Origin of the sequence: Pseudomonas sp. CFII68, assembly GCF_000416195.1 — a bacterium.
In the GTDB taxonomy this organism is placed as follows: domain Bacteria; phylum Pseudomonadota; class Gammaproteobacteria; order Pseudomonadales; family Pseudomonadaceae; genus Aquipseudomonas; species Aquipseudomonas kilonensis.
Genome location: NZ_ATLN01000100.1, coordinates 1 through 24,451 on the forward strand (window position 1 = coordinate 1; position 24,451 = coordinate 24,451).

The window sequence follows — 24,451 nt, forward strand, 5'->3', positions numbered from 1 at the left end:
GAGCCGGCCCTCAAGCTGCCACCGGCCCCGGCCGGCAAGCGCGACATCATCGTGGTGATCGACGCCGGTCACGGCGGTGAAGACCCGGGCGCCTCGGGCTCGCGCGGGCAGCGTGAAAAAGACGTGGTGCTGTCCATCGCCCGTGAATTGCAGCGCCAGGTCAACGGCATGAAAGGCTTTCGCGCCGAACTGACCCGTACCGGCGACTACTTCATCCCCTTGCGCGGACGTACCGAAATCGCCCGCAAGAAAGGCGCCGACCTGTTCGTCTCTATCCATGCCGACGCCGCGCCTTCGGCGGCGGCGTTCGGGGCCTCGGTGTTTGCCCTGTCCGACCGCGGTGCCACGTCCGAGACCGCCCGTTGGCTGGCCGACAGTGAAAACCGTTCCGACCTGATCGGCGGTGCCGGCAACGTCAGCCTTGATGACAAGGACCGGATGCTCGCTGGCGTATTGCTCGATTTGTCGATGACCGCCTCGTTGACCTCCAGCCTGAACGTCGGCCAGAAAGTCCTGAGCAACATCGGTCGCGTCACGCCGCTGCACAAGCAGCGCGTCGAGCAGGCCGGGTTCATGGTGCTCAAATCGCCGGATATCCCGTCGATCCTGGTGGAAACCGGCTTCATCTCCAACGCCAACGAGGCGTCCAAGCTGTCGTCCTCCAGTCATCAGCAGGCCCTGGCCCGTTCCATCAGCAGTGGCGTGCGGCAGTTCTTCCAGCAGAACCCACCGCCAGGCACCTACATTGCCTGGCTGCGCGACTCCGGCAAGATCGCCCAGGGGCCAAGGGACCATCGGGTCAATCCCGGCGAAACCCTGGCGATGATCGCCGTGCGTTACCAGGTGTCCCCCGCGACCTTGCGCAGCGCCAACAACCTCAAGAGCGATGAGCTCAAGATCGGCCAGACCCTGACCATTCCCGGCAATGACGTGGCGGTCCAGCAATGAGTGACGAAGTGATCGGCAGCAACGCTCGCATCGAACTGCTCAGCCCCCGGCTGGCGAACCAGATCGCCGCCGGTGAAGTGGTCGAGCGCCCGGCGTCGGTCATCAAGGAGTTGCTGGAAAACAGCCTTGATTCCGGAGCCAAGCGCATCGATGTGGATGTCGAGCAGGGCGGCGTCAAGCTGCTGCGGGTGCGCGATGACGGTGGCGGTATTTCTTCCGACGACCTGCCGCTGGCCCTGGCACGTCACGCCACCAGCAAGATCCGCGACCTGGAAGACCTCGAGCGGGTCATGAGCCTGGGGTTTCGGGGCGAAGCGCTGGCGTCCATCAGTTCGGTGTCGCGCCTGACCCTCACCTCCCGCACTCGCGACGCCGAGCAGGCCTGGCAGGTCGAGACCGAGGGCCGGGACATGGCCTCTCGCGTGCAGCCCGCGGCCCATCCGGTGGGCACCTCGGTGGAAGTGCGCGACTTGTTCTTCAATACCCCGGCCCGGCGCAAGTTTCTCAAGGCCGAGAAGACTGAATTCGATCACCTGCAAGAAGTCATCAAGCGCCTGGCCCTGGCGCGTTTTGACGTGGCCTTCCATTTGCGCCACAACGGCAAGACCATCCTCAGCCTGCACGAGGCCCACGATGATGCGGCCCGCGCCCGGCGTGTCGGCGCGGTGTGCGGCGCGGGTTTCCTGGAGCAGGCCTTGCCCATCGAGGTGGAGCGCAATGGCCTGCACCTGTGGGGTTGGGTCGGCTTGCCGACGTTTTCCCGCAGCCAGGCGGACTTGCAGTATTTCTACGTGAACGGTCGTGCAGTGCGCGACAAACTGGTGGCCCACGCGGTGCGCCAGGCGTATCGCGATGTGCTGTTCAATGGCCGGCATCCGACCTTCGTGCTGTTTTTCGAAGTCGATCCGGCCGTGGTCGACGTCAACGTGCACCCGACCAAGCATGAGGTGCGTTTCCGCGACGGGCGCATGGTCCACGATTTCCTCTACGGCACCTTGCACCGTGCCTTGGGCGATGTGCGTCCGGAAGATCAACTGGCGGCACCGGCGGCGGTGGGCGGCATGGTCCGGCCAACGGGGTTGGACGCTGGCGAATTCGGGCCTCAGGGTGAAATGCGCCTGGCGGCCAATGCCCTGCTGGAGCAGCCCCAGCCTCAGCCGAGCTACAACACGGCCGGCAGCGGTGCCGGCAGCGGCTATCAATATCAATACAGCCCGCGCCCGCAATCCAACGTGCCGGCAGGCGAGGCCCAGGCGGCCTATCGCGAGTTCTTCAAACCCTTGCCGGAAGCCGGAGCGGCGGCGATGCCCGACGGCCAGGGCGATATCCCGCCGCTGGGCTATGCCCTGGCGCAACTCAAAGGCATTTATATCCTCTCGGAAAATGCCCAGGGCCTGGTCCTGGTGGACATGCACGCCGCCCATGAGCGGATCATGTACGAGCGGCTGAAAATCGCCATGGCCAGCGAAGGCTTGAGCGGCCAGCCGTTGTTGGTGCCCGAGTCCCTGGCCGTCAGCCAGCGCGAAGCCGATTGCGCCGAAGAACATGTGGCCTGGTTCCAGCGCCTGGGCTTCGAATTGCAGCGCCTGGGCCCGGAAACCCTGGCGATCCGCCAGATCCCGGCCCTGTTGAAACAGGCCGAGGCCAATCGCCTGGTCAGCGACGTGCTGGCGGACTTGATGGAGTACGGCACCAGCGACCGCATCCAGGCGCACCTGAACGAACTGCTCGGCACCATGGCCTGCCACGGCGCAATCCGCGCCAACCGGCGCCTGGCCCTGCCGGAAATGAACGGCCTGCTGCGGGACATGGAAAACACCGAACGCAGCGGCCAATGCAACCATGGCCGGCCGACCTGGACCCAACTGGGTCTGGACGACCTGGACAAACTGTTCCTGCGCGGTCGTTGATGAGCCAGTTACCCCCCGCGATTTTCCTGATGGGACCGACCGCTGCCGGCAAGACCGACCTGGCCATCGAATTGACCAAAGTCCTGCCCTGCGAGTTGATCAGCGTCGATTCGGCCCTGGTCTACCGGGGCATGGACATCGGCACCGCCAAGCCGTCGAAAGAACTGCTGGCCGAATTTCCCCATCGCCTGATCGACATCCTCGACCCGGCCGAGGCTTATTCGGCGGCCGATTTCCGTCGTGACGCGCTCCAGGCCATGGCCGAGATCACGGCGCGGGGCAAGATCCCGCTGCTGGTGGGCGGCACGATGCTGTATTACAAGGCTTTGGTCGACGGGCTGGCGGACATGCCGGCGGCCGATCCCGAGGTGCGCGCGCAGATCGAAGAAGAGGCCGCGCGCCTTGGCTGGCAAGCCCTGCACGAGCAATTGGCGATCATCGATCCGGAATCGGCGGCGCGTATTCACCCCAATGACCCGCAGCGACTCAGTCGGGCCCTGGAGGTTTATCGGGTCAGCGGCCAGAGCATGACCGCCCTGCGCCAGCGACAATCTGCGCAAAGTACTGAAGCAGCCGCTTCGGGACTGCAACAATTGCCCTATACTGTCGCGAATCTGGCCATCGCTCCGGCGAACCGGCAAGTGCTGCATCGGCGAATTGAACAAAGATTCACATTAATGTTGGAACAGGGGTTCATAGACGAGGTCGTAGCCCTGCGTGAGCGAAGTGACCTGCATGCCGGGTTGCCGTCTATACGTGCGGTAGGTTATCGACAAGTCTGGGATTACCTGGACGGCAAGCTGACGTCAGCCGAGATGCAGGAGCGTGGGATCATAGCCACGCGCCAATTGGCGAAACGCCAGTTCACCTGGCTGCGCAGCTGGACTGACTTGCATTGGCTCGACAGTCTCGATTGCGACAATCTGCCACGCGCCTTGAAATACCTTGGGACCATCTCCATATTGAGCTGAGTCCTTGCAATTGCCGTCTATCCTTGGGGGTGTGACGGCCCAAGCCATCTGATTCCGATTTTTATTATTGATCCTTAAAGGAGTGCGGCACATGTCAAAAGGGCATTCGCTACAAGACCCTTACTTGAACACTTTACGTAAAGAGAAAGTTGGGGTGTCCATCTATCTGGTCAACGGGATCAAACTGCAAGGCACGATCGAGTCTTTCGACCAGTTCGTCATCCTTCTGAAAAACACCGTCAGCCAAATGGTCTACAAGCACGCGATCTCGACAGTCGTGCCAGTTCGTCCAATTCGTCTGCCTAGTGCAACCGAATCCGAAGGCGGTGACGCTGAACCGGGTAACGCCTGATAGGAGCCTCCTTTGTTCTTTGAGCGCCACGGTGGTGGTGAACGGGCCATTCTCGTTCACTTGGATGGACAGGACCCTGAGGCGCGCGAAGATCCGCAGGAGTTTCAGGAATTGGCACTTTCGGCCGGCGCCGAGACCGTCGCGTTTTTCAACGTGCCGCGTCATCGGCCAACCGCCAAGTTCCTGATCGGCAGTGGCAAGGTCGAGGAGTTGCGCGACCTGGTCAAGGCCGAACAGGTCGATCTGGTGATTTTCAATCACATCCTCACGCCCAGTCAGGAGCGTAACCTCGAACGTGTCTTCGAGTGTCGCGTGATCGACCGTACGGGGCTGATCCTCGATATTTTCGCCCAACGTGCCCGCACCCATGAAGGCAAGCTCCAGGTCGAACTGGCCCAGCTTGAACACATGAGTACGCGCCTGGTTCGCGGCTGGACTCACCTTGAGCGGCAAAAAGGCGGTATTGGCCTGCGCGGCCCGGGTGAAACCCAGCTGGAAACCGACCGGCGCCTGTTGCGGGTGCGCCTGCGCCAGATCAAGGGGCGGCTGGAAAAGGTCCGCAGCCAGCGCGAGCAGTCGCGACGCGGCCGCAAACGGGCAGATATCCCGACGGTTTCACTGGTGGGTTATACCAACGCCGGCAAATCGACCCTGTTCAATAACGTCACCCAATCCGACGTCTACGCCGCCGACCAGTTGTTTGCCACGCTCGACCCGACCCTGCGCCGGCTCGACCTGGACGACCTCGGGCCGATCGTGCTGGCCGACACCGTGGGCTTCATTCGTCATTTGCCGCACAAGCTGGTCGAGGCTTTTCGGGCTACGCTCGAAGAGTCGAGCAACTCCGACCTGCTGCTGCACGTGATCGATGCCGCCGAGCCGGACCGGATGCTGCAGATCGAGCAGGTGATGGTGGTGCTGGGCGAGATCGGAGCCCAGGACTTGCCGATCCTCGAGGTATACAACAAACTCGATTTGCTCGAAGGCGTGGAGCCGCAGATCCAGCGCGATGCCGACGGCAAGCCGCAAAGGGTCTGGCTGTCGGCCCGTGATGGCACCGGCCTGGACCTGCTCAAGCAGGCCGTGGCCGAGCTGTTGGGCAACGATCTGTTTGTCGGCACCCTGAAGTTGCCGCAACGTTTCGCCCGGCTGCGAGCCCAGTTCTTTGAGTTGGGGGCCGTGCAAAAAGAAGAACACGACGACGAAGGCGTCTGCCTGCTGGCTGTTCGCCTGCCTCGGGCGGAGCTCAATCGGCTGGTCAGTCGCGAAGGGCTGCAACCGATGGAATTCATCGAGCAACACACTTTGCAATAAAAGCCTGAGAAAGCTGTGTCAGGCATTCTGTAGCATTGGTCGGCGCGCCGTGGGTGCGTCTTTGCTTTATCAGATGGAGAGCGCTATGGCTTGGAATGAGCCGGGTGGCAACTCGAATAATCAGGATCCTTGGGGTGGCAAACGTCGTAACAACGGCGACCGCAAGGGGCCGCCGGATCTCGACGAGGCCTTCCGAAAGCTGCAGGAAAGCCTGAACGGTTTGTTCGGTGGTGGTAAAAAACGCGGTGACGAGGGTGGCGGTCGTCCGGGCAAGGGCGGCGGTTTTGGCCTGCTCGGCATCGGTCTGGTCGTGCTGGCGGCTGTCTGGCTGTACAGCGCGGTCTATGTCGTGGACGAGCAGGAGCAGGCCGTGGTGCTGCGCTTCGGCAAGTACTACGAGACGGTTGGCCCGGGCTTGAACATCTATTTCCCGCCGATCGACCAGAAGTACATGGAGAACGTCACGCGTGAGCGGGCGTACACCAAGCAGGGCCAGATGCTGACCGAAGACGAGAACATCGTCGAAGTGCCGCTGACCGTGCAATACAAGATCACCAACCTGCAGGACTTCGTGCTGAACGTCGACCAGCCGGAAATCAGCCTGCAGCACGCGACCGAAAGTGCCTTGCGCCATGTGGTGGGTTCCACCGCCATGGACCAGGTGCTGACTGAAGGTCGTGAACTGATGGCCAGCGAAATCAAGGAGCGCCTGCAGCGGTTCCTCGATACCTATCGCACCGGTATCACCGTCACCCAGGTCAACGTCCAGAGCGCGGCAGCCCCGCGTGAGGTCCAGGAAGCCTTCGACGACGTGATCCGTGCCCGTGAAGACGAGCAGCGTTCGCGCAACCAGGCCGAAACCTATGCCAACGGCGTCGTGCCGGAAGCCCGTGGTCAGGCCCAGCGCATCATCGAGGATGCCAACGGTTACCGTGATGAAGTGGTCTCCCGTGCCAAGGGTGAGGCTGATCGTTTCACCAAGCTGGTGGCCGAGTATCGCAAGGCCCCTGAAGTGACCCGCCAACGTCTGTACCTGGACACCATGCAGGAAGTCTTCAGCAACACCAGCAAGGTCCTCGTGACCGGCAACAAGAACGGCCAGAGCAATCTGCTGTACCTGCCGCTGGACAAGATGGTCGAGAGCGGTCGCAACACCAGCACGCCACCGACCAGCTCGGCGGCGGCCAGCAATGAGGCCGGCACCCGTGCGGCGGCGGACCTGCAACAACAGCAAGCACGTACCAGGGAGAGTCGCTGATGAGCAATAAATCGCTGATCGCCCTTATTGTCGGTGTCGTCGTGGCGATCGCTGCCTGGAACTGCTTCTACATCGTGGCTCAGACCGAGCGTGCGGTGTTGCTGCAATTCGGTCGCGTGGTCCAGGCTGATGTCCAGCCAGGGCTGCATGTGAAGGTGCCGTACGTCAACAAGGTGCGCAAGTTCGACGCTCGCCTGATGACGCTGGATGCGCCGACGCAACGCTTCCTGACGCTGGAAAAGAAAGCCGTGATGGTGGATGCCTATGCCAAGTGGCGTGTGAAGGATGCCGAGCGCTTCTACACCGCGACCTCTGGTCTGAAGCAGATCGCCGACGAGCGTCTGTCCCGTCGTCTGGAATCGGGCCTGCGTGACCAGTTCGGTAAGCGCACGCTGCATGAAGTGGTTTCCGGTGAGCGTGATGCGCTCATGGCCGACATCACCCGTTCGCTGAATGCGATGGCGGAAAAAGAGCTGGGTATCGAAGTGGTCGATGTCCGGGTCAAGGCCATCGACCTGCCGAAGGAAGTGAACCGCAGCGTGTTCGAGCGCATGAGCACCGAGCGTGAGCGTGAAGCCCGCGAGCACCGCGCCAAGGGTAACGAGCTGGCCGAAGGCATCCGTGCCGACGCCGATCGCCAACGCCGCGTGCTGCTGGCCGAAGCCTATCGTGAATCGGAAGAGGTCCGTGGTGATGGTGATGCCCAGGCCGCTTCGATCTACTCCAAGGCCTACGGTCAGGATCAGGAGTTCTACGCGTTCTACCGTAGCCTGCGTGCCTACCGTGAAAGCTTCGCGAACAAATCCGACGTCCTGGTCCTGGACCCAAGCAGCGACTTCTTCCACTACCTGGAAAAGTCCAAGCCTTGATGCGACGTTGACCTGAGACACTCCGCCCGGCGGCTAAAGCGTCGGGCGGGGTGATCCTTTGGGAAAACGTGTGTATGATGCGGCAGCCGGGAAATTCCCGGCTTTTTTGCGTCTGCACGTTCGATTGCGGTTTATAGGTGCAGGCGTCGGGTTGAACGACCCGACAGGTTTTTCGAGGGAAGTGCCGGGCGAGGCCGATTGTGGGCCATTCGTCACGTCGCTCTTGCGCGTTTTTTGCCCAGGATGCGCGCCTGGCGCAGGCATTTTCTGCTTCACTCAAGGCCAGCCCGAAAGCTGGCCGCCCGGACCATAGGGGAATGGCGTAATGGCAACGGTAGACCGCTGGCTGCTGCCAGATGGCATCGAAGAAGTACTGCCACCGGAAGCTGCGCGTATCGAAGTAGCGCGTCGTCAGGTGTTGGATCTGTTCCAGAGTTGGGGTTACGAGTTCGTCGTCACCCCGCATATCGAGTACCTGGAATCCCTGCTCACCGGCGCGGGCCAGGACCTGGACCTGCGCACCTTCAAGGTTATCGACCCGCAGTCGGGGCGGCAGATGGGCTTTCGGGCCGACATCACGCCGCAAGTGGCGCGCATCGATGCCCACACCCTGCGCCGTGAAGGTCCGAGCCGCCTGTGCTACGCCGGCAGTGTGCTGCATGCCCAGCCGCGTGCCTTGTCGTCTTCGCGCAGCCCGATCCAGCTGGGCGCCGAGTTGTATGGCGATGCCAGCCCGAGCAGCGACGTAGAAGTCATCAGCCTGATGTTGGCCATGCTGCAACTGGCTGACGTGCCGGATGTCCATATGGACCTGGGGCATGTTGGCATCTATCGCGGCCTGGCCCGTGCGGCCGGTTTGTCCGGCGAAGTGGAGCAACAGCTGTTCGATGCCCTGCAACGCAAGGCTATCGACGAGGTCATCAGCCTGACCGAGGGCCTGCCGGCCGATCTGTCGGGCATGCTGCGGGCGCTGGTGGACCTGTGTGGCGGACGTGAAGTATTGGCCGCTGCCCGTGAGCGTCTGGCCCGCGCGCCGGCGCCTGTGTTGGCGGCGCTGGACGACTTGTTGGCGATTGCCGAGCGTCTGTCGGTGCGCTTCCCTGAGTTGCCGCTGTATTTCGACTTGGGTGAGTTGCGCGGCTATCACTACCACACGGGCGTCGTGTTCGCTGTGTTCGTACCGGGCGTGGGTCAATCCATCGCCCAGGGCGGCCGTTATGACGACATCGGTGCCGACTTTGGTCGTGCCCGTCCGGCGACCGGTTTCTCTACCGATTTGAAAACCCTGGTGACCCTGGGGCGTGCTGAAGTCGAGCTACCGTCTGGCGGTATCTGGATGCCTGACAGTACGGATGCGGCACTCTGGCAAGCAGTCTGCCAGTTGCGCAGTGAGGGTCAGCGTGTCGTCCAGGCCTTGCCTGGGCAACCTTTGGCCGCCGCCCGTGAAGCGGACTGCGACCGGCAATTGATTCAGCAGAACGGGCTTTGGCAAGTATTGCCGCTGGCTTCTTGAGTTTTCCTGCCGGCTGCGGCCGGCACCAAGTTTGCGCGAATGAGGACAAGTGTTATGGGTAAGAATGTCGTAGTCCTGGGCACCCAGTGGGGTGATGAGGGCAAAGGCAAGATCGTTGATCTGCTGACCGAACATGCTGCCGCCGTAGTGCGCTACCAGGGTGGCCACAACGCAGGTCACACCTTGGTGATCGACGGTGAAAAAACCGTCCTGCACCTGATTCCGTCGGGCGTGCTGCGCGAAGGCGTACAGTGCCTGATCGGCAACGGTGTGGTGGTTGCTCCCGACGCCTTGCTGCGGGAAATCATCAAGCTGGAAGAAAAAGGCGTACCGGTGCGCGAGCGCCTGCGTATCAGCCCGTCCTGCCCGCTGATCCTGTCCTATCACGTCGCGCTGGACCAGGCCCGTGAAAAGGCCCGTGGCGAGCTGAAGATCGGCACCACCGGTCGCGGCATCGGCCCGGCCTACGAAGACAAGGTGGCTCGTCGTGGCCTGCGCATCGGTGACCTGTTCCACCGTGAGCGTTTCGCCGCCAAGCTGGGCGAGTTGCTGGACTACCACAACTTCGTCCTGGTCAATTACTACAAAGAACCGGCCATCGACTTCCAGAAAACCCTGGACGAGTGCATGGAGTACGCCGAGCTGCTCAAGCCGATGATGCTCGACGTCACTGCCGAGCTGCACGAGCTGCGTCGCGCAGGCAAGGACATCATGTTCGAAGGTGCCCAGGGTTCGCTGCTGGACATCGACCACGGCACCTACCCGTACGTCACCAGCTCCAACACCACCGCCGGCGGCATCGCCACCGGTTCGGGTTTCGGTCCGATGTACCTGGACTACATCCTGGGTATCACCAAGGCCTACACCACTCGCGTGGGTTCGGGTCCATTCCCGACTGAGCTGTTCGACGACGTCGGCGCCTTCCTGGCCAAGCGTGGCCACGAGTTCGGTGCTACCACCGGCCGTGCCCGTCGTTGTGGCTGGTTCGATGCCGTCATCCTGCGTCGCGCCATCGACGTCAACAGCATCTCGGGCCTGTGCCTGACCAAGCTGGACGTGCTGGACGGCCTGGAAACCATCAACATCTGCGTGGGCTACAAAAATCAGGACGGCGCCGTCATCGACGCACCGACCGACGCCGACAGCTACATCGGCCTGGAGCCGGTGTACGAGCAGATGCCAGGCTGGACCGAATCGACCGTGGGTGCCAAGACCCTGGAAGAGCTGCCAGTGGCGGCTCGCAACTACATCAAGCGCGTCGAAGAGTTGGTCGGTGCGCCGATCGACATTATTTCGACGGGGCCGGACCGCAACGAAACCATCGTTCTGCGTCACCCGTTTGCCTGATAAGTCGTTGATGTAAAACACAAAGGCCCCTTGTTTGGGGCCTTTGTCGTCTCTGCCGGTCGAACGGCACGACCTTTGCTATGCATCGTTAATAATAAGTACTTCTTTGAAGTGCCATCAATTTAATGGCGTTTAGTAGAGGGATTCCCCTGTGTCGGCCGTTCTCTCACTGTTACAAAGCCGTCTGTTGCGGCCTGTGTTCGTTACCCTGGGTATCGCCCTTTTGGTGCAAGTGCTCGTGGCCGTCGCGCTGACTCGAAGCACGGTCACCGCGCTGGAGGCCGAGCTAGGGGCTCGGCTGGGGGTTGATAGTCAGAAATTGTCTGGCGAGCTTGAGCAGGCTGGGCGCGAGGTCACCTCAAGCCTGGACAGTTTGTCTGCCAGCACTCGTCAGCGCCTCACCGTCGGGTTGTCGACGCGCCTGAAGGACGAACAGGCGCAGTTGCGCACGACACTCGAGCAATCGCTCAAGGACTCCGCCAACGATATGGCGCAACTCCTGGCCTCGGTCGCGCCCCGCGCCATGTGGGACAGCGACATACCGACCCTTTCCGAATTCGCCCGCCGGGCCCAGCGCAATCCCAATGTGCTGTTCGTTATCTATGATGACGCCAATGGTGAGCACCTGACCCGCTACCTGAACCGGGAAAACCCGATCAACAAGGCGCTGCTGGAAAAAGGCAAGGGCGAGCGGGCGTTGGACAAAGTGCTGGATGCGGCGAAGAGCGACCCGTCGGTGTATTACCTCGAAGCCTCGATCAGCCCCAACGGCGTAGAGATTGGCAAAGTGTTGATGGGCGTTTCCACGGCTTCCGTTGAAGCCGACCTGAAAGCGTTGGACCAGCGCTTCTCGGCCTTGATCGCCAGCAGCGACCAGTTGGTCGGTGACAGCCTCAAGGGGGCGGCGGCCGACAGCGCCACGGCCATGCGCGGTCGTCTGGAGTCGGCCCAGGCCACCGCCACACAGATGCAGACCAACACCGCCAGCACCGTGCAGGAAGCGGCAGGCACCTTGCGCTGGCGCATCGGCCTGGGGCTGGCGCTGGTGGGCTTTGGTGTGCTGGCCCTGCTGGCCGTGGTGCTGGGGCGTCGGGTGGTCAATCGCTTGAAGTTGCTGATCGCGGCCATGAACGACCTGGCGGCAGGCGAGGGTGATCTGACCAAGCGCGTGCAAATCAACAGCAAGGACGAAATCGGCGACATGGCGTCAGCGGTCAATCGCTTTGTGGATAAGTTGCAACCCATCGTGCGCGAGGCGGGCGATGTGGCCCAGCGTACCGGTGTGGAAATCGGTGCGATGACCTTGCGCAACTCCGGTGCCGATGCGGCGGCCGGGATGCAGCGTGATGAAGTGGCCGAGAGTCTGCGGGCGCTGTCGCAAATGGCGGATGAAGCTCAATCGGAAAGCCAGGCGATGCAGGCGGCCTTGCAGCAGGTGGTGGAGATCCGCCAGGCCACCGATGAAAACACCCGCACTTCGGCCAAGGTCGGCAGCTTGATCGAGGCGTTGGCCGGGCAGGTAGACACTGGGGCGAAAGTGATCGAGAGGCTGGCGCAGCAGAGCGAGCAGATCGAAGTGGTGCTGACGGTGATCCACGGCATCGCCGAGCAGACCAACTTGCTGGCCTTGAACGCGGCCATCGAGGCGGCACGTGCCGGGGAAACCGGGCGCGGGTTTGCCGTGGTGGCGGATGAGGTGCGGGCGTTGGCGAGCAAGACCCAAAGCTCAACGGGCGATATCCAGGCGCACATCGTGGCCTTGCAGCAGGGCGCTCGCGAGGCCGTGGCCGCTATCGGCCAGGCCGGGCGCCAGGCCAGTGAGGGCTTGTTGGTGCTGCGAGACAGTGCGCGGTTGCAGCAGTCGGTTCAGGCGTCTGTCGAGCAGGTGCATGCGGCCATTGGCCTGGCGACCCAGGCGGCGGCCCATCAGGCCCAGGGCGCGCAAGCAGTGCGTGGGCGGGTGGAAACCATCCATGCCCAGGCCGAGAAGGCGGCCCAGGCTGTGGTCGAGACCACGGCCAGCGGCAAGGTCCTGGATGGGTTGGCGGCGCAGTTGAAGGCGAGTCTGGGGCAGTTCCGGGCCTGATCGGGTGACGGGTACCTCTGTGGGAGCGAGCTTGCTCGCGATGGCGGTCTGATTGAGTACATATCCATTGCTGCGGTAACGGCCGCTTAGGGTTCCGCCCTGACGGCGGCTCACTTTTGAGAAGCGCAAAAGTAAGCAAAACGCTTTTGCCCCACCACTCGGTGCCTCGCCTAGGCTCGGCATGCCCTCACTCCGGCATTGCTCCGTGGGCCCGCCGCGAAGGGCCATCCATGGCCCAGCGCGGCTATCCCGGCATCCATGCCGGGATGCCCACTGCGCAATGCCTGCGTTCGGCCATCGTGGTTAACGGGGCTCCCGAGATCAACGTCCGCCGCGAGGCGGCCTAACAGCCGACCTGGTTCTTGGTGGGACCGCGTTTCCCCTGTGGGAGCGGGCTTGCTCGCGAAGAGGTCGGAGCAGTCAGCATCTTCAACGCATGTGCCATCGCCTTCGCGAGCAGACTCGCTCCCATACAGTTGGATTGAAGCACAGCCGCCAGAGACAGGTCGGCTGTCAGGCCGCCTCGCTTCTGATCTTGATCTGGGGCGCCCCGTTAACCACGATGGCCGAACGCAGGCATTGTGGAGTGGGCATCCCGGCATGGATGCCGGGATAGCCGCGCTGGGCCATGGATGGCCCTTCGCGGCGGCCCACGGAGCAATGCCGGAGTGAGGGCACACCGAGCCTAGGCGAGGTGCCAAGTGGTGGGGCAAGAGCGTTTTGCTTACTTTTGCGCTTCTCAAAAGTGAGCCGCCGTCAGGGCGGAACCCTAAGCAGCCGTTACCGCAGCAACGGATATGTACCCAATCCAACTCAACCCAACCCAACCCCAAAGGAAACGGCGCTCCCTCGGAAAAGCGCCGTTTCCTTAAGTGAACAACATTACGCTCCCACAGGGGATTTGCGTCATACACAGGGTCCAATGTGGGAGCGAGCTCGCTCGCGAAGGTGTCGGACCAGTCGCCGCAGATATCAAAGAGGGCCTAAACAAAACAGCCCCTGCTCTTATATAAGAAGCAGGGGCTGTTTCAGTGCAGCGTGGAACCTATGGCAAGGCAGGCCTTACTTGCGGTCTTCCAGCTGAGTAATGTCACGCGACTCGTAGCCGGTGTACAGCTGGCGCGGACGGCCGATCTTGTACGGGCTGGAGAGCATTTCCTTCCAGTGGGAAATCCAGCCGACGGTCCGCGCCAGGGCGAAGATCACGGTGAACATGCTGGTTGGAATGCCGATCGCCTTGAGGATGATCCCCGAGTAGAAGTCGACGTTCGGGTACAGCGAGCGCTCGATGAAGTATGGGTCGGTCAGGGCGATCTCTTCCAGGCGCATGGCCAGTTCGAGTTGCGGATCGTTTGTGATCCCCAGTTCCTTGAGCACTTCGTCGCAGGTCTGCTTCATGACGGTGGCGCGCGGGTCGCGGTTCTTGTAGACCCGGTGACCGAAGCCCATCAGCTTGAACGGATCGTTCTTGTCCTTGGCCTTGGCGATGAACTTGTCGATGTTGGAGACATCGCCGATTTCATCGAGCATGGTCAGTACCGCTTCGTTGGCACCGCCGTGGGCAGGGCCCCAGAGCGCGGCGATACCGGCGGCGATACAGGCGAACGGGTTGGCACCCGAGGAGCCGGCCAGGCGCACGGTGGACGTGGAGGCGTTCTGCTCGTGGTCGGCATGGAGGATGAAGATCCGGTCCATGGCCTTGGCGAGCACCGGGCTGATCGGTTTGATCTCGCACGGGGTGTTGAACATCATATGCAGGAAGTTCTCTGCATAGGTCAGGTCGTTGCGCGGGTACATCATGGGCTGGCCCATGGAGTACTTGTAGACCATGGCTGCCAGGGTCGGCATCTTCGCCACCAGGCGGATCGCGGAGATTTCGCGATGCTGGGGGTTATTGATGTCCAGGGAGTCGTGGTAGAAGGCCGAGAGGGCGCCGACAACGCCGCACATGACGGCCATCGGGTGGGCATCGCGACGGAAGCCGTTGAAGAAGGTCTTCAACTGCTCGTGAACCATGGTGTGGTTCTTCACGGTGCTGACGAACTGGGCCTTTTGCTCTGCGGTTGGCAGCTCGCCATTGAGCAGCAGGTAGCAGGTTTCCAGGTAGTCCGATTTTTCAGCCAGTTGCTCGATCGGGTAGCCGCGGTGCAGCAGGATGCCGTTGTCGCCGTCGATGTAGGTGATCTTCGACTCGCACGAGGCGGTCGACATGAAACCTGGGTCAAAGGTGAAACGGCCCGTGGCCGTCAGGCCCCGTACGTCGATTACATCGGGACCAACGGTGCCGGTTAAAATGGGCAGCTCGACGGGGGCTGCGCCCTCGATGATCAACTGCGCTTTTTTGTCAGCCATGTGGCCTCCTATTAATGCTTGAAATCATCAGACAGACCCCCCACGCAGGGCCCGCACCACTATAGTGAGATAAATCCGAAAGTCAATTTGCCTAAAGTCTTGCTCCAGAAGGCTTTAACCGGACTTTTTCCGCGAAATTGCCTGCCGTTTACGCCTTTTACGCCATATGTGCAATGCGCTATTAGGGGAAGGTGAACGCGTTGTCATTAGTAGCCTAACTGTCTATACTCGGCCACCGACCGCCAGGGGCTTTTGGGCCTGCTTTCTTGGGGGTCGTCACTCCCTGGGTGGTGAGTACCTGACCAGTGCGCGCCCCAACAACTTTGCCCTGATTGTTAGGGGCTCTTCAGTGTGAAAAAAAAGCCGTGAAAAGCCAACGACCTGTAAACCTAGACCTAAGGACCATCAAACTCCCAGTCACTGCTTACACGTCCATTCTTCACCGTATTTCCGGTGTCATCCTCTTCGTCAGCCTGGCCATCATGCTTTATGCATTGGACAAGTCGCTCGATTCGGAAGAAGGCTTCGGTCAGGTGAAAGCGTGTCTGACCAGTCCGCTAGCCAAGCTAGTGATTTGGGGCATCCTGTCCGCCTTGCTGTATCACTTGGTTGCCGGTGTGCGCCATTTGATCATGGACATGGGCATCGGTGAGACGCTGGAAGGCGGCAAGCTGGGCTCGAAAATCATTATCGCCGTGTCTGCGGTGCTGATCGTTCTGGCAGGAGTCTGGATATGGTAACCAACGTCACGAACCTTTCGCGTTCGGGCCTCTACGACTGGATGGCCCAGCGTGTGTCTGCGGTCGTTCTCGCGGCTTACTTCATTTTCCTGATCGGATATGTCGTGGCAAACCCTGGCATTGGCTACGCCCAATGGCATGAACTGTTCGCAAACAACTGGATGCGCATCTTCAGTCTGCTGGCACTTGTCGCACTGGGCGCTCACGCCTGGGTCGGCATGTGGACCATCGCGACCGACTACCTGACGCCAATGGCGTTCGGCAAGTCGGCGACTGCCGTACGTTTCCTCTTCCAGGCAGTATGCGGCGTTGCGATGTTCGCTTACTTCGTCTGGGGTGTGCAGATTCTCTGGGGTATCTGATCCATGGCTAACATTCCAACGATTTCTTTCGACGCCATCATCATTGGTGGTGGCGGTGCCGGCATGCGCGCGGCGCTGCAACTGGCACAGGGCGGTCACAAGACTGCCGTGATCACCAAGGTCTTCCCGACCCGTTCGCACACTGTTTCCGCCCAGGGCGGCATCACCTGCGCCATCGCTTCGGCCGACCCGAACGACGACTGGCGCTGGCACATGTACGATACCGTCAAGGGTTCCGACTATATCGGTGACCAGGACGCTATCGAATACATGTGTCAGGAAGGCCCGGCTGCCGTTTACGAGCTGGACCACATGGGCATGCCTTTCTCGCGTACCGAGCAAGGTCGTATCTACCAGCGTCCGTTCGGTGGCCAGTCCAAGGACTACGGCAAGGGCGGTCAGGCTGCACGTACTTGCGCAGCGTCCGACCGTACCGGTCACGCACTGTTGCACACCCTTTACCAGGGCAACCTGAAAGCCGGTACCGTGTTCCTGAACGAGTACTACGCTGTCGATCTGGTGAAGAACCAGGATGGCGCTTTTGTCGGCGTGATCGCGATCTGCATCGAAACCGGCGAAACCACCTACATCCGCGCCAAGGCCACCGTACTGGCGACCGGCGGTGCAGGTCGTATCTATGCCTCCACCACCAATGCCCTGATCAACACCGGTGACGGCGTCGGCATGGCCCTGCGTGCAGGCGTACCGGTGCAAGACATCGAAATGTGGCAGTTCCACCCAACCGGCATCGCCGGCGCCGGTGTACTGGTCACCGAAGGTTGCCGCGGTGAAGGCGGTTACCTGATCAACAAGCACGGCGAGCGTTTCATGGAGCGTTATGCTCCGAACGCCAAGGACCTTGCCGGTCGTGACGTGGTTGCCCGTTCGATGGTTAAAGAGATCATCGCCGGTAACGGCTGTGGCCCGAATGGCGACCACGTGATGCTCAAGCTCGACCACCTGGGCGAGGAAGTGCTGCACAGCCGCCTGCCAGGCATCTGCGAGCTGTCCAAGACCTTCGCTCACGTCGACCCGGTCGTTGCGCCAGTTCCAGTAGTTCCAACCTGCCACTATATGATGGGCGGCGTTGCCACCAACATTCATGGCCAGGCAATCACCCAGAACGCCGAAGGCGTGGACGAAATCATCCCTGGCCTGTTCGCAGTGGGTGAAGTGGCCTGCGTATCGGTCCACGGTGCCAACCGCCTGGGCGGCAACTCGTTGCTCGACCTGGTGGTCTTCGGTCGCGCTGCTGGCCTGCACCTGGAAAAAGCCCTGTCCGACGGTATCGAATACGACGATGCCACCGACGCCAACATCGAAGCCGCCCTGGCGCGTCTGTCCGCTCTGAACGAGCGTACCGAAGGCGAAGACGTGGCGACCCTGCGTCGCGAATTGCAAAACTGCATGCAGAACTACTTCGGTGTATTCCGTACCGGCGAATACATGCAGAAGGGTATTGCCCAGCTGGCGCAATTGCGTGAACGAATCGCCAACGTGAAGATCAACGATAAGTCGCAGGCGTTCAACACTGCCCGTATCGAAGCGCTGGAATTGCAGAACCTGCTGGAAGTGGCTGAAGCTACCGCCATTGCTGCCGAAGTACGTAAAGAGTCCCGCGGCGCTCACGCCCGTGAAGACTTCGAAGATCGTGACGACGAAAACTGGCTGTGCCACACCCTTTACTTCCCGGGTGACAAGCGCGTGACCAAGCGTGCTGTGAACTTCTCGCCGAAGACTGTTCCGACTTTTGAACCTAAGATTCGGACTTATTAAGGGTGGCCGCCATGTTGCAAGTCAGTGTTTATCGCTACAACCCTGATCAGGACGCTGCGCCGTTCATGCAGGATTTCCAGGTCGATACCGGTGGTAAAGACCTGATGGTGCTGGACGTGCTGGCCCTGATCAAAGAGCAGGACGAGGGTTTCTCCTATCGTCGCTCTTGCCGTGAGGGCGTTTGCGGCTCCGACGGCATGAATATCAACGGCAAGAACGGCCTGGCCTGCATCACGCCGCTGTCTGCGGTGGTCAAGGGCAACAAGCTGATCGTTCGTCCGTTGCCAGGTTTGCCGGTTATCCGTGACTTGGTCGTCGATATGAGCATCTTCTACAAGCAATACGAGAAGGTGAAGCCATACCTGCAGAACGACACGCCGGCTCCGGCCATCGAGCGTCTGCAGTCCCCAGAAGAGCGTGAGAAGCTCGACGGTCTGTACGAGTGCATCCTGTGCGCTTGCTGCTCGACCTCGTGCCCATCCTTCTGGTGGAACCCGGACAAGTTCCTGGGTCCGGCCGCCCTGCTGCAAGCGTACCGCTTCCTGGCAGACAGCCGTGACACCAAGACGTCCGAGCGTCTGGCTGCACTGGATGACCCGTTCAGCGTATTCCGCTGCCGCGGGATCATGAACTGCGTCAACGTCTGCCCGAAAGGCCTGAACCCGACTAAGGCCATCGGTCACGTACGTAACATGCTGCTGCAGAGCGGCGTGTGATTCAGCTGCTGTACCCGTAGGACCGCTTTACCCGTAGAAGGCCAGGCGCGGGCTTCAACCCGCGCTGAGGCTATAACCAGAACAGCCGCTTACAAAGCGGCGGTTCTTATTTTGAAGAAATGAGACAAGCAGGGGCATCCGGGCTGGTACCCGGACTATCAGCGTGATCCTAAGTGGCTTGTTTTAGTCGCTGCACTCGGACTTCTGCAAGTTTGCTCGGTGTTTTCGCCGATGGTGTTCCCCTAATCGAGGGTGACCAAGCATGCAAGAAAGCGTGATGCAGCGCATGTGGAACAGTGCCCACCTTTCCGGTGGTAACGCTGCCTATGTGGAAGAGCTTTACGAGCTCTACCTGCACGACCCTAACGCTGTGCCAGAAGAATGGCGCACCTACTTTCAGAAGTTGCCGGCTGACGGTAACTCTGCCACTGATGTTTCGCACTCGACGATTCGCGATCATTTCGTGTTGCTGGCAAAGAACCAGCGCCGCGCTCAACCGGTGTCTGCCGGCAGCGTGAGCAGTGAACACGAGAAGAAGCAAGTTGAAGTGCTGCGACTGATCCAGGCCTACCGGATGCGTGGCCACCAGTCAGCCCAGCTTGACCCGCTGGGGCTGTGGCAGCGTCCTGCACCTGCAGACCTGTCGATCACTCACTACGGCTTGACCAATGCCGATCTTGATACGACCTTCCGTGCCGGCGACCTGTTCATCGGCAAAGAGGAAGCGAGCCTACGCGAAATTCACGAAGCGTTGCAGCAGACATATTGCCGCACCATCGGCGCTGAGTTTACGCATATCACCGATTCCGAGCAGCGCCAGTGGTTCCAGCAGCGTCTGGAAAGCGTGCGCGGCCGTCCGACGTACTCTGTCGACATCAAGAGCCACCTGCTTGAGCGCGTCACCGCCGGCGAAGGCCTCGAAAAATACCTCGGGACCAAATACCCGGGTACCAAGCGTTTCGGTCTGGAAGGCGGCGAGAGCCTGATTCCGATGCTCGACGAGTTGATCCAGCGTTCCGGTTCCTACGGCACCAAGGAAATCGTGATCGGCATGGCCCACCGTGGTCGCCTGAACGTGCTGGTCAACACCTTCGGCAAGAACCCGCGCGAGCTGTTCGACGAGTTCGAAGGCAAGAAGAAGGTCGAGCTGGGTTCCGGTGACGTGAAATACCACCAGGGCTTCTCGTCCAACGTGATGACTGCAGGTGGCGAAGTGCACCTGGCCATGGCGTTCAACCCGTCTCACCTGGAAATCGTTTCTCCAGTGGTCGAAGGTTCGGTCCGCGCCCGTCAGGATCGTCGTAACGACCCTACCGGCGAGAAGGTACTGCCGATCTCCATCCACGGTGACGCGGCATTCGCCGGTCAAGGCGTGGTCATGGAAACCTTCCAGATGTCGCAGACCCGCGGTTTCAAGACCGGCGGCACCGTGCACATCGTGATCAACAACCAGGTCGGTTTCACCATCAGCAATCCGCTGGACTCGCGCTCCACCGAGTATGCGACCGACGTTGCGAAGATGATCCAGGCGCCGATCCTCCATGTGAATGGTGATGATCCGGAAGCCGTGTTGTTCGTGACCCAGCTGGCCATCGACTACCGCATGCAGTTCAAGCGTGACGTGGTGATCGACCTGGTCTGCTACCGTCGTCGCGGCCACAACGAGGCCGACGAGCCAAGCGGCACCCAGCCAATCATGTATCAGCAGATCACCAAACAGCGCACCACCCGTGAGCTGTATGCCGATCATCTGACCCAGAGCGGTGTGCTGGACGTTGAGCGTGTTCAGGCGAAAGTCGATGAATACCGCAACGCGCTGGACAACGGTCTGCACGTGGTAAAAAGCCTGGTCAAAGAGCCGAACAAAGAGTTGTTCGTGGACTGGCGTCCGTATCTGGGCCACGCCTGGACCGCGCGTCACGACACTCGCTTCGATCTGAAAACCTTGCAGGAACTGTCCGCCAAGCTGCTGGAAATTCCGGAAGGCTTCGTGGTTCAGCGCCAGGTCGCGAAAATCTACGAAGACCGGCAGAAGATGCAAGCCGGCGGCCTGCCGATCAACTGGGGTTACGCCGAAACCATGGCGTACGCGACCCTGGCGTTCGAAGGCCACCCGATTCGCATGACGGGTCAGGACATCGGTCGCGGTACGTTCTCGCACCGTCACGCTGTCTTGCACAACCAGAAAGACGCGGGTACCTACGTCCCGCTGCAAAACCTGTACAAGGGCCAGCCACGTTTCGACCTGTACGATTCGTTCCTGTCCGAAGAAGCCGTGCTGGCGTTCGAATACGGTTACTCGACCACCACGCCTGAGGCGTTGGTGATCTGGGAAGCCCAGTTCGGCGACTTCGCCAACGGTGCCCAGGTGGTTGTCGACCAGTTCATCACCAGCGGCGAGCACAAGTGGGGCCGTCTCTGCGGTCTGACCATGCTGTTGCCACACGGTTATGAAGGGCAGGGGCCGGAGCACTCTTCGGCACGTCTGGAGCGTTACCTGCAACTGTGTGCCGAGCACAACGTCCAGGTTTGCGTACCGACCACGCCAGCACAGATCTACCACCTGCTGCGTCGTCAGGTCATCCGTCCGCTGCGCAAGCCGCTGATCGTGCTGACACCGAAGTCGCTGCTGCGTCACAAACTGGCGATCTCCACGCTCGAGGATCTGGCCGAAGGCTCGTTCCAGACCGTTATTTCGGAAATCGACACCCTGGACGCGGCGAAGGTCACTCGCCTGGTCATGTGCAGCGGCAAGGTCTACTACGACCTGCTGGAAAAACGTCGTGCCGAAGGCCGCGAAGACATCGCCATCGTGCGTATCGAGCAGCTTTACCCGTTCCCGGAAGAAGACCTGATGGAGGCCATCGCGCCTTACACCAACCTCACCCATGTGGTGTGGTGTCAGGAAGAGCCGATGAACCAAGGCGCGTGGTACAGCAGCCAGCATCACCTGCGTCGCAGCATCGGCAACCATAACAAGGCCCTGGGCCTGGAATATGCCGGCCGTGATGCTTCTGCTGCACCTGCGTGTGGTTATGCGTCGATGCACGCCGAGCAGCAGGAAAAACTGCTGCAAGATGCCTTCACTGTTTAACGCCTTCGCGCTGACTGAAACCGAATTTTAAGGACCCACAGATAATGGCTATCGAAATCAAAGCCCCGTCATTCCCGGAATCGGTTGCCGATGGCACCGTTGCCACCTGGCACAAGAAACCAGGCGAGGCCGTCAAGCGTGACGACCTGATCGTCGACATCGAGACCGACAAGGTCGTGCTGGAAGTATTGGCCGAAGCTGACGGCGTGCTGGGCGCAATCATTGCCGAGGAAGGCGCTACCGTTCTGTCGAACCAGGTCCTGGGCTCGATCGAAGAGGGCGGCGCTGCTGCCGCCGCTCCAGCAGCCGCTGCACCGGCTGCCGCCCAGGCTGCTGCTCCAGCCGCTGGTGGCGAAGACGATCCAGTCGCTGCCCCTGCTGCTCGCAAGCTGGCTGAAGAGAATGGCATCAACATCGCTTCCGTTGCCGGCACCGGCAAGGGTGGTCGCGTGACCAAGGAAGACGTGGTTGCAGCCGTTGCCGCCAAGAAAGCCGCTCCAGCCGCCGCGCCAGCCAAGCCTGCCGCACCTGCTGCTGCCGCTCCGGTGTTCGCTGCCGGTGACCGCGTTGAAAAACGCGTTCCGATGACCCGCGTTCGCGCTACCGTGGCCAAGCGTCTGGTAGAAGCCCAGTCGAACATGGCGATGCTGACCACTTTCAACGAAGTCGACATGACCGAAGTCATGGCCCTGCGTTCGAAGTACAAGGATCTGTTCGAGAAGTCCCACAACGGCGTACGCCTGGGCTTCATGTCGTTCTTCGTCAAGGCTGCCACCGAAGCGCTGAAACGCTTCCCGGCCGTCAACGCGTCGATCGACGGTTCCGACATCGTCTACCACGGCTACGCCGACATCGGTGTTGCTGTTTCCAGCGACCGTGGCCTGGTGGTTCCGGTACTGCGTAACGCCGAACTGATGAGCCTGGCCGAAATCGAAGGCGGCATCGCCACCTTCGGCAAGAAGGCCCGTGACGGCAAGCTGTCCATCGAAGAGATGACCGGCGGTACGTTCACCATCACCAACGGTGGTACATTCGGTTCGATGATGTCGACCCCGATCGTCAACCCGCCACAAGCGGCTATCCTGGGCATGCACAACATTCTGCAGCGTCCTATGGCGATCAATGGTCAGGTCGTGATTCGTCCGATGATGTACCTGGCACTGTCCTACGATCACCGCCTGATCGACGGCAAAGAAGCCGTGACGTTCCTGGTAACCATCAAGAACCTGCTTGAAGATCCGGCTCGTCTGCTGCTGGATATCTGATTTTCGCCGCGAGGGCCGGTCTGTTTTGACCGGCCTCTTGCTGAAACAACCGGTTTCGTCCCTCGACGGTCATCACAAGTGATCGTCCGGTTTGATTCGAAAAGGAATGACTCATGACTCAGAAATTCGACGTGGTAGTGATTGGTGCGGGCCCTGGCGGCTACGTAGCGGCCATCAAGGCTGCGCAACTGGGCCTTACCACTGCCTGCATCGAGAAATACACCGACAAGGAGGGCAAGCTGGCCCTCGGCGGTACTTGCCTGAACGTCGGTTGCATTCCTTCCAAGGCGCTGCTGGACAGCTCCTGGAAATACAAGGAAGCGAAAGAAAGCTTCAACGTTCACGGTATCTCTACCGGTGAAGTGAAAATGGACGTCGCCGCGATGGTTGGCCGCAAGGCTGGCATCGTCAAGAACCTGACCAGCGGTGTCGCCACCCTGTTCAAGGCCAACGGCGTGACCTCCATCGAAGGCCACGGCAAGTTGCTGATGGGCAAGAAAGTCGAAGTGACCAAGCCAGACGGTTCGGTTGAAGTGATCGAAGCCGAGAACGTCATCCTGGCGCCAGGCTCGCGTCCGATCGACATTCCACCGGCTCCGGTCGACCAGAACGTGATCGTCGACTCCACCGGTGCCCTGGAATTCCAGACCGTGCCAAAACGCCTGGGCGTGATCGGCGCTGGCGTGATCGGCCTCGAGCTGGGTTCGGTATGGTCGCGCCTGGGTGCGCAAGTGACCGTACTGGAAGCCCTCGACACCTTCCTGATGGCCGCTGACGCTGCGGTTTCCAAGGAAGCGCTGAAAACCCTGACCAAACAGGGCCTGGACATCAAGCTGGGCGCTCGCGTCACCGGTTCGAAGGTCAACGGCGAAGAAGTCGTGGTGACCTACACCGACACCAACGGCGAACAGACCATCACCTTCGACAAGCTGATCGTCGCGGTCGGCCGTCGTCCTGTGACTACCGACCTGTTGGCTGCCGACAGCGGCGTGGAAATCGACGAGCGCGGCTTCATTGCCGTCGACGACCAGTGCGCAACCGCAGTTCCGGGCGTCTTCGCCATCGGTGACGTGGTTCGCGGCATGATGCTGGCACACAAGGCATCCGAAGAAGGCATCATGGTTGTCGAGCGCATCAAGGGCCACAAAGCCCAGATGAACTACGACCTGATCCCTTCGGTTATCTACACCCACCCGGAAATCGCATGGGTTGGCAAGACCGAGCAGGCCTTGAAAGCCGAAGGCGTTGAAGTTAACGTCGGCACCTTCCCGTTTGCAGCCAGTGGCCGTGCCATGGCAGCCAACGATACCGGTGGTTTCGTGAAAGTCATCGCCGATGCCAAGACGGATCGCGTATTGGGCGTTCACGTCATTGGCCCAAGCGCTGCCGAGCTGGTACAGCAAGGCGCGATCGGCATGGAATTCGGCACCAGCGCTGAGGATCTGGGCATGATGGTCTTCTCCCATCCGACCCTGTCCGAAGCCTTGCACGAAGCGGCCCTGGCCGTAAATGGCGGCGCCATCCACGTGGCCAACCGCAAGAAGCGTTAATAGACAATAAGAAACCACGGCGGTATGG

At 60.9% G+C, this 24,451-nt stretch carries 18 protein-coding genes and 1 pseudogene; 18 read left to right on the top strand and 1 reads right to left on the bottom strand.

The window, feature by feature from the left end:
- From CFII68_RS09255 to CFII68_RS28270, 11 genes and pseudogenes are all read left to right on the top strand, one after another.
- On the top strand, positions 1-948 hold a 948-nt coding region (locus tag CFII68_RS09255), incomplete at its 5' end, for an N-acetylmuramoyl-L-alanine amidase (RefSeq protein ID WP_018610074.1).
- A complete protein-coding gene (mutL, locus tag CFII68_RS09250; protein ID WP_018610075.1) occupies positions 945-2,858 on the top strand; it encodes a DNA mismatch repair endonuclease MutL in 1,914 nt (637 codons plus the stop codon). The genes CFII68_RS09255 and mutL, both read left to right, overlap by 4 nt.
- The gene (gene miaA, locus CFII68_RS09245) at positions 2,858-3,829 is read left to right on the top strand and encodes a tRNA (adenosine(37)-N6)-dimethylallyltransferase MiaA (RefSeq protein WP_018610076.1); all 972 of its coding nucleotides are present in this window, start codon (positions 2,858-2,860) and stop codon (positions 3,827-3,829) included. The genes mutL and miaA overlap by 1 nt, the downstream gene beginning before the upstream one ends.
- Before the next feature lie 91 nt (positions 3,830-3,920).
- Positions 3,921-4,181, top strand: a complete 261-nt coding sequence (gene hfq, locus CFII68_RS09240) for an RNA chaperone Hfq (protein ID WP_003186419.1) — start codon at positions 3,921-3,923, stop codon at positions 4,179-4,181.
- Between the two features lie 12 nt (positions 4,182-4,193).
- Positions 4,194-5,495, top strand: a complete 1,302-nt coding sequence (gene hflX / locus CFII68_RS09235) for a ribosome rescue GTPase HflX (RefSeq protein ID WP_003197227.1) — start codon at positions 4,194-4,196, stop codon at positions 5,493-5,495.
- 85 nt (positions 5,496-5,580) lie between these two features.
- A complete protein-coding gene (gene hflK, locus CFII68_RS09230; protein ID WP_018610077.1) occupies positions 5,581-6,753 on the top strand; it encodes an FtsH protease activity modulator HflK in 1,173 nt (390 codons plus the stop codon).
- Positions 6,753-7,622: a protease modulator HflC gene (gene hflC / locus CFII68_RS09225; RefSeq protein WP_018610083.1), complete on the top strand. Its 870-nt coding sequence runs from the start codon at positions 6,753-6,755 to the stop codon at positions 7,620-7,622. The genes hflK and hflC overlap by 1 nt, the downstream gene beginning before the upstream one ends.
- A 325-nt stretch (positions 7,623-7,947) precedes the next feature.
- Complete coding sequence (locus CFII68_RS09220; protein WP_018610085.1) at positions 7,948-9,135, top strand: ATP phosphoribosyltransferase regulatory subunit; 1,188 nt, start codon at positions 7,948-7,950, stop codon at positions 9,133-9,135.
- A gap of 54 nt (positions 9,136-9,189) precedes the next feature.
- Positions 9,190-10,482 (top strand): adenylosuccinate synthase, encoded by a 1,293-nt coding sequence (locus CFII68_RS09215; protein WP_003186407.1) that lies wholly within the window; start codon positions 9,190-9,192, stop codon positions 10,480-10,482.
- Positions 10,483-11,449: 967 nt separating this feature from the next.
- A pseudogene (locus CFII68_RS28265) lies at positions 11,450-11,710 on the top strand (HAMP domain-containing protein); the annotation flags it as partial.
- A 108-nt stretch (positions 11,711-11,818) separates the two neighbouring features.
- On the top strand, positions 11,819-12,568 hold the full coding sequence (locus tag CFII68_RS28270; protein WP_371103550.1) for a methyl-accepting chemotaxis protein: 750 nt from the start codon (positions 11,819-11,821) through the stop codon (positions 12,566-12,568).
- 1,062 nt (positions 12,569-13,630) lie between these two features.
- On the opposite strand, the gene gltA is transcribed toward CFII68_RS28270, so the two are convergent.
- Complete coding sequence (gltA, locus tag CFII68_RS09200; RefSeq protein ID WP_014339589.1) at positions 13,631-14,920, bottom strand: citrate synthase; 1,290 nt, start codon at positions 14,918-14,920, stop codon at positions 13,631-13,633.
- Between the two features lie 365 nt (positions 14,921-15,285).
- On the opposite strand from gltA, the gene sdhC reads away from it, so the two are divergent.
- The 7 genes from sdhC (at position 15,286) to lpdA (ending at position 24,423) form a co-directional block, all read left to right on the top strand.
- Positions 15,286-15,660 (top strand): succinate dehydrogenase, cytochrome b556 subunit, encoded by a 375-nt coding sequence (gene sdhC, locus CFII68_RS0126105; RefSeq protein WP_003179220.1) that lies wholly within the window; start codon positions 15,286-15,288, stop codon positions 15,658-15,660.
- Positions 15,654-16,022: a succinate dehydrogenase, hydrophobic membrane anchor protein gene (gene sdhD, locus CFII68_RS09195; RefSeq protein WP_014339587.1), complete on the top strand. Its 369-nt coding sequence runs from the start codon at positions 15,654-15,656 to the stop codon at positions 16,020-16,022. Before sdhC ends, sdhD begins: the two co-directional genes overlap by 7 nt.
- A gap of 3 nt (positions 16,023-16,025) precedes the next feature.
- On the top strand, positions 16,026-17,798 hold the full coding sequence (sdhA, locus tag CFII68_RS09190; protein WP_014339586.1) for a succinate dehydrogenase flavoprotein subunit: 1,773 nt from the start codon (positions 16,026-16,028) through the stop codon (positions 17,796-17,798).
- An 11-nt stretch (positions 17,799-17,809) separates the two neighbouring features.
- Positions 17,810-18,514 carry a succinate dehydrogenase iron-sulfur subunit gene (locus CFII68_RS09185; protein WP_018610098.1) on the top strand — a complete coding sequence of 235 codons (705 nt, stop codon included), beginning with the start codon at positions 17,810-17,812 and terminating at the stop codon, positions 18,512-18,514.
- A gap of 262 nt (positions 18,515-18,776) precedes the next feature.
- The gene (locus tag CFII68_RS09180; protein ID WP_018610100.1) at positions 18,777-21,608 is read left to right on the top strand and encodes a 2-oxoglutarate dehydrogenase E1 component; all 2,832 of its coding nucleotides are present in this window, start codon (positions 18,777-18,779) and stop codon (positions 21,606-21,608) included.
- 44 nt (positions 21,609-21,652) lie between these two features.
- On the top strand, positions 21,653-22,873 hold the full coding sequence (gene odhB / locus CFII68_RS09175; RefSeq protein ID WP_014339583.1) for a 2-oxoglutarate dehydrogenase complex dihydrolipoyllysine-residue succinyltransferase: 1,221 nt from the start codon (positions 21,653-21,655) through the stop codon (positions 22,871-22,873).
- A gap of 113 nt (positions 22,874-22,986) precedes the next feature.
- Positions 22,987-24,423: a dihydrolipoyl dehydrogenase gene (gene lpdA, locus CFII68_RS09170; protein WP_018610102.1), complete on the top strand. Its 1,437-nt coding sequence runs from the start codon at positions 22,987-22,989 to the stop codon at positions 24,421-24,423.
- Positions 24,424-24,451 lie beyond the last annotated feature (28 nt).

What these genes read in the sequence shown, in the direction of transcription:
- gltA (WP_014339589.1), bottom strand. Translation starts at nt 14,920, where the DNA reads ATGGCTGACAAAAAAGCGCAGTTGATCATCGAGGGCGCAGCCCCCGTC.
- CFII68_RS28270 (WP_371103550.1), top strand. Translation starts at nt 11,819, where the DNA reads ATGCAGCGTGATGAAGTGGCCGAGAGTCTGCGGGCGCTGTCGCAAATG.
- lpdA (WP_018610102.1), top strand. Translation starts at nt 22,987, where the DNA reads ATGACTCAGAAATTCGACGTGGTAGTGATTGGTGCGGGCCCTGGCGGC.
- odhB (WP_014339583.1), top strand. Translation starts at nt 21,653, where the DNA reads ATGGCTATCGAAATCAAAGCCCCGTCATTCCCGGAATCGGTTGCCGAT.
- hfq (WP_003186419.1), top strand. Translation starts at nt 3,921, where the DNA reads ATGTCAAAAGGGCATTCGCTACAAGACCCTTACTTGAACACTTTACGT.
- CFII68_RS09180 (WP_018610100.1), top strand. Translation starts at nt 18,777, where the DNA reads ATGCAAGAAAGCGTGATGCAGCGCATGTGGAACAGTGCCCACCTTTCC.
- CFII68_RS09185 (WP_018610098.1), top strand. Translation starts at nt 17,810, where the DNA reads ATGTTGCAAGTCAGTGTTTATCGCTACAACCCTGATCAGGACGCTGCG.
- sdhA (WP_014339586.1), top strand. Translation starts at nt 16,026, where the DNA reads ATGGCTAACATTCCAACGATTTCTTTCGACGCCATCATCATTGGTGGT.
- hflC (WP_018610083.1), top strand. Translation starts at nt 6,753, where the DNA reads ATGAGCAATAAATCGCTGATCGCCCTTATTGTCGGTGTCGTCGTGGCG.
- mutL (WP_018610075.1), top strand. Translation starts at nt 945, where the DNA reads ATGAGTGACGAAGTGATCGGCAGCAACGCTCGCATCGAACTGCTCAGC.
- sdhD (WP_014339587.1), top strand. Translation starts at nt 15,654, where the DNA reads ATGGTAACCAACGTCACGAACCTTTCGCGTTCGGGCCTCTACGACTGG.
- miaA (WP_018610076.1), top strand. Translation starts at nt 2,858, where the DNA reads ATGAGCCAGTTACCCCCCGCGATTTTCCTGATGGGACCGACCGCTGCC.
- CFII68_RS09220 (WP_018610085.1), top strand. Translation starts at nt 7,948, where the DNA reads ATGGCAACGGTAGACCGCTGGCTGCTGCCAGATGGCATCGAAGAAGTA.
- hflK (WP_018610077.1), top strand. Translation starts at nt 5,581, where the DNA reads ATGGCTTGGAATGAGCCGGGTGGCAACTCGAATAATCAGGATCCTTGG.
- CFII68_RS09215 (WP_003186407.1), top strand. Translation starts at nt 9,190, where the DNA reads ATGGGTAAGAATGTCGTAGTCCTGGGCACCCAGTGGGGTGATGAGGGC.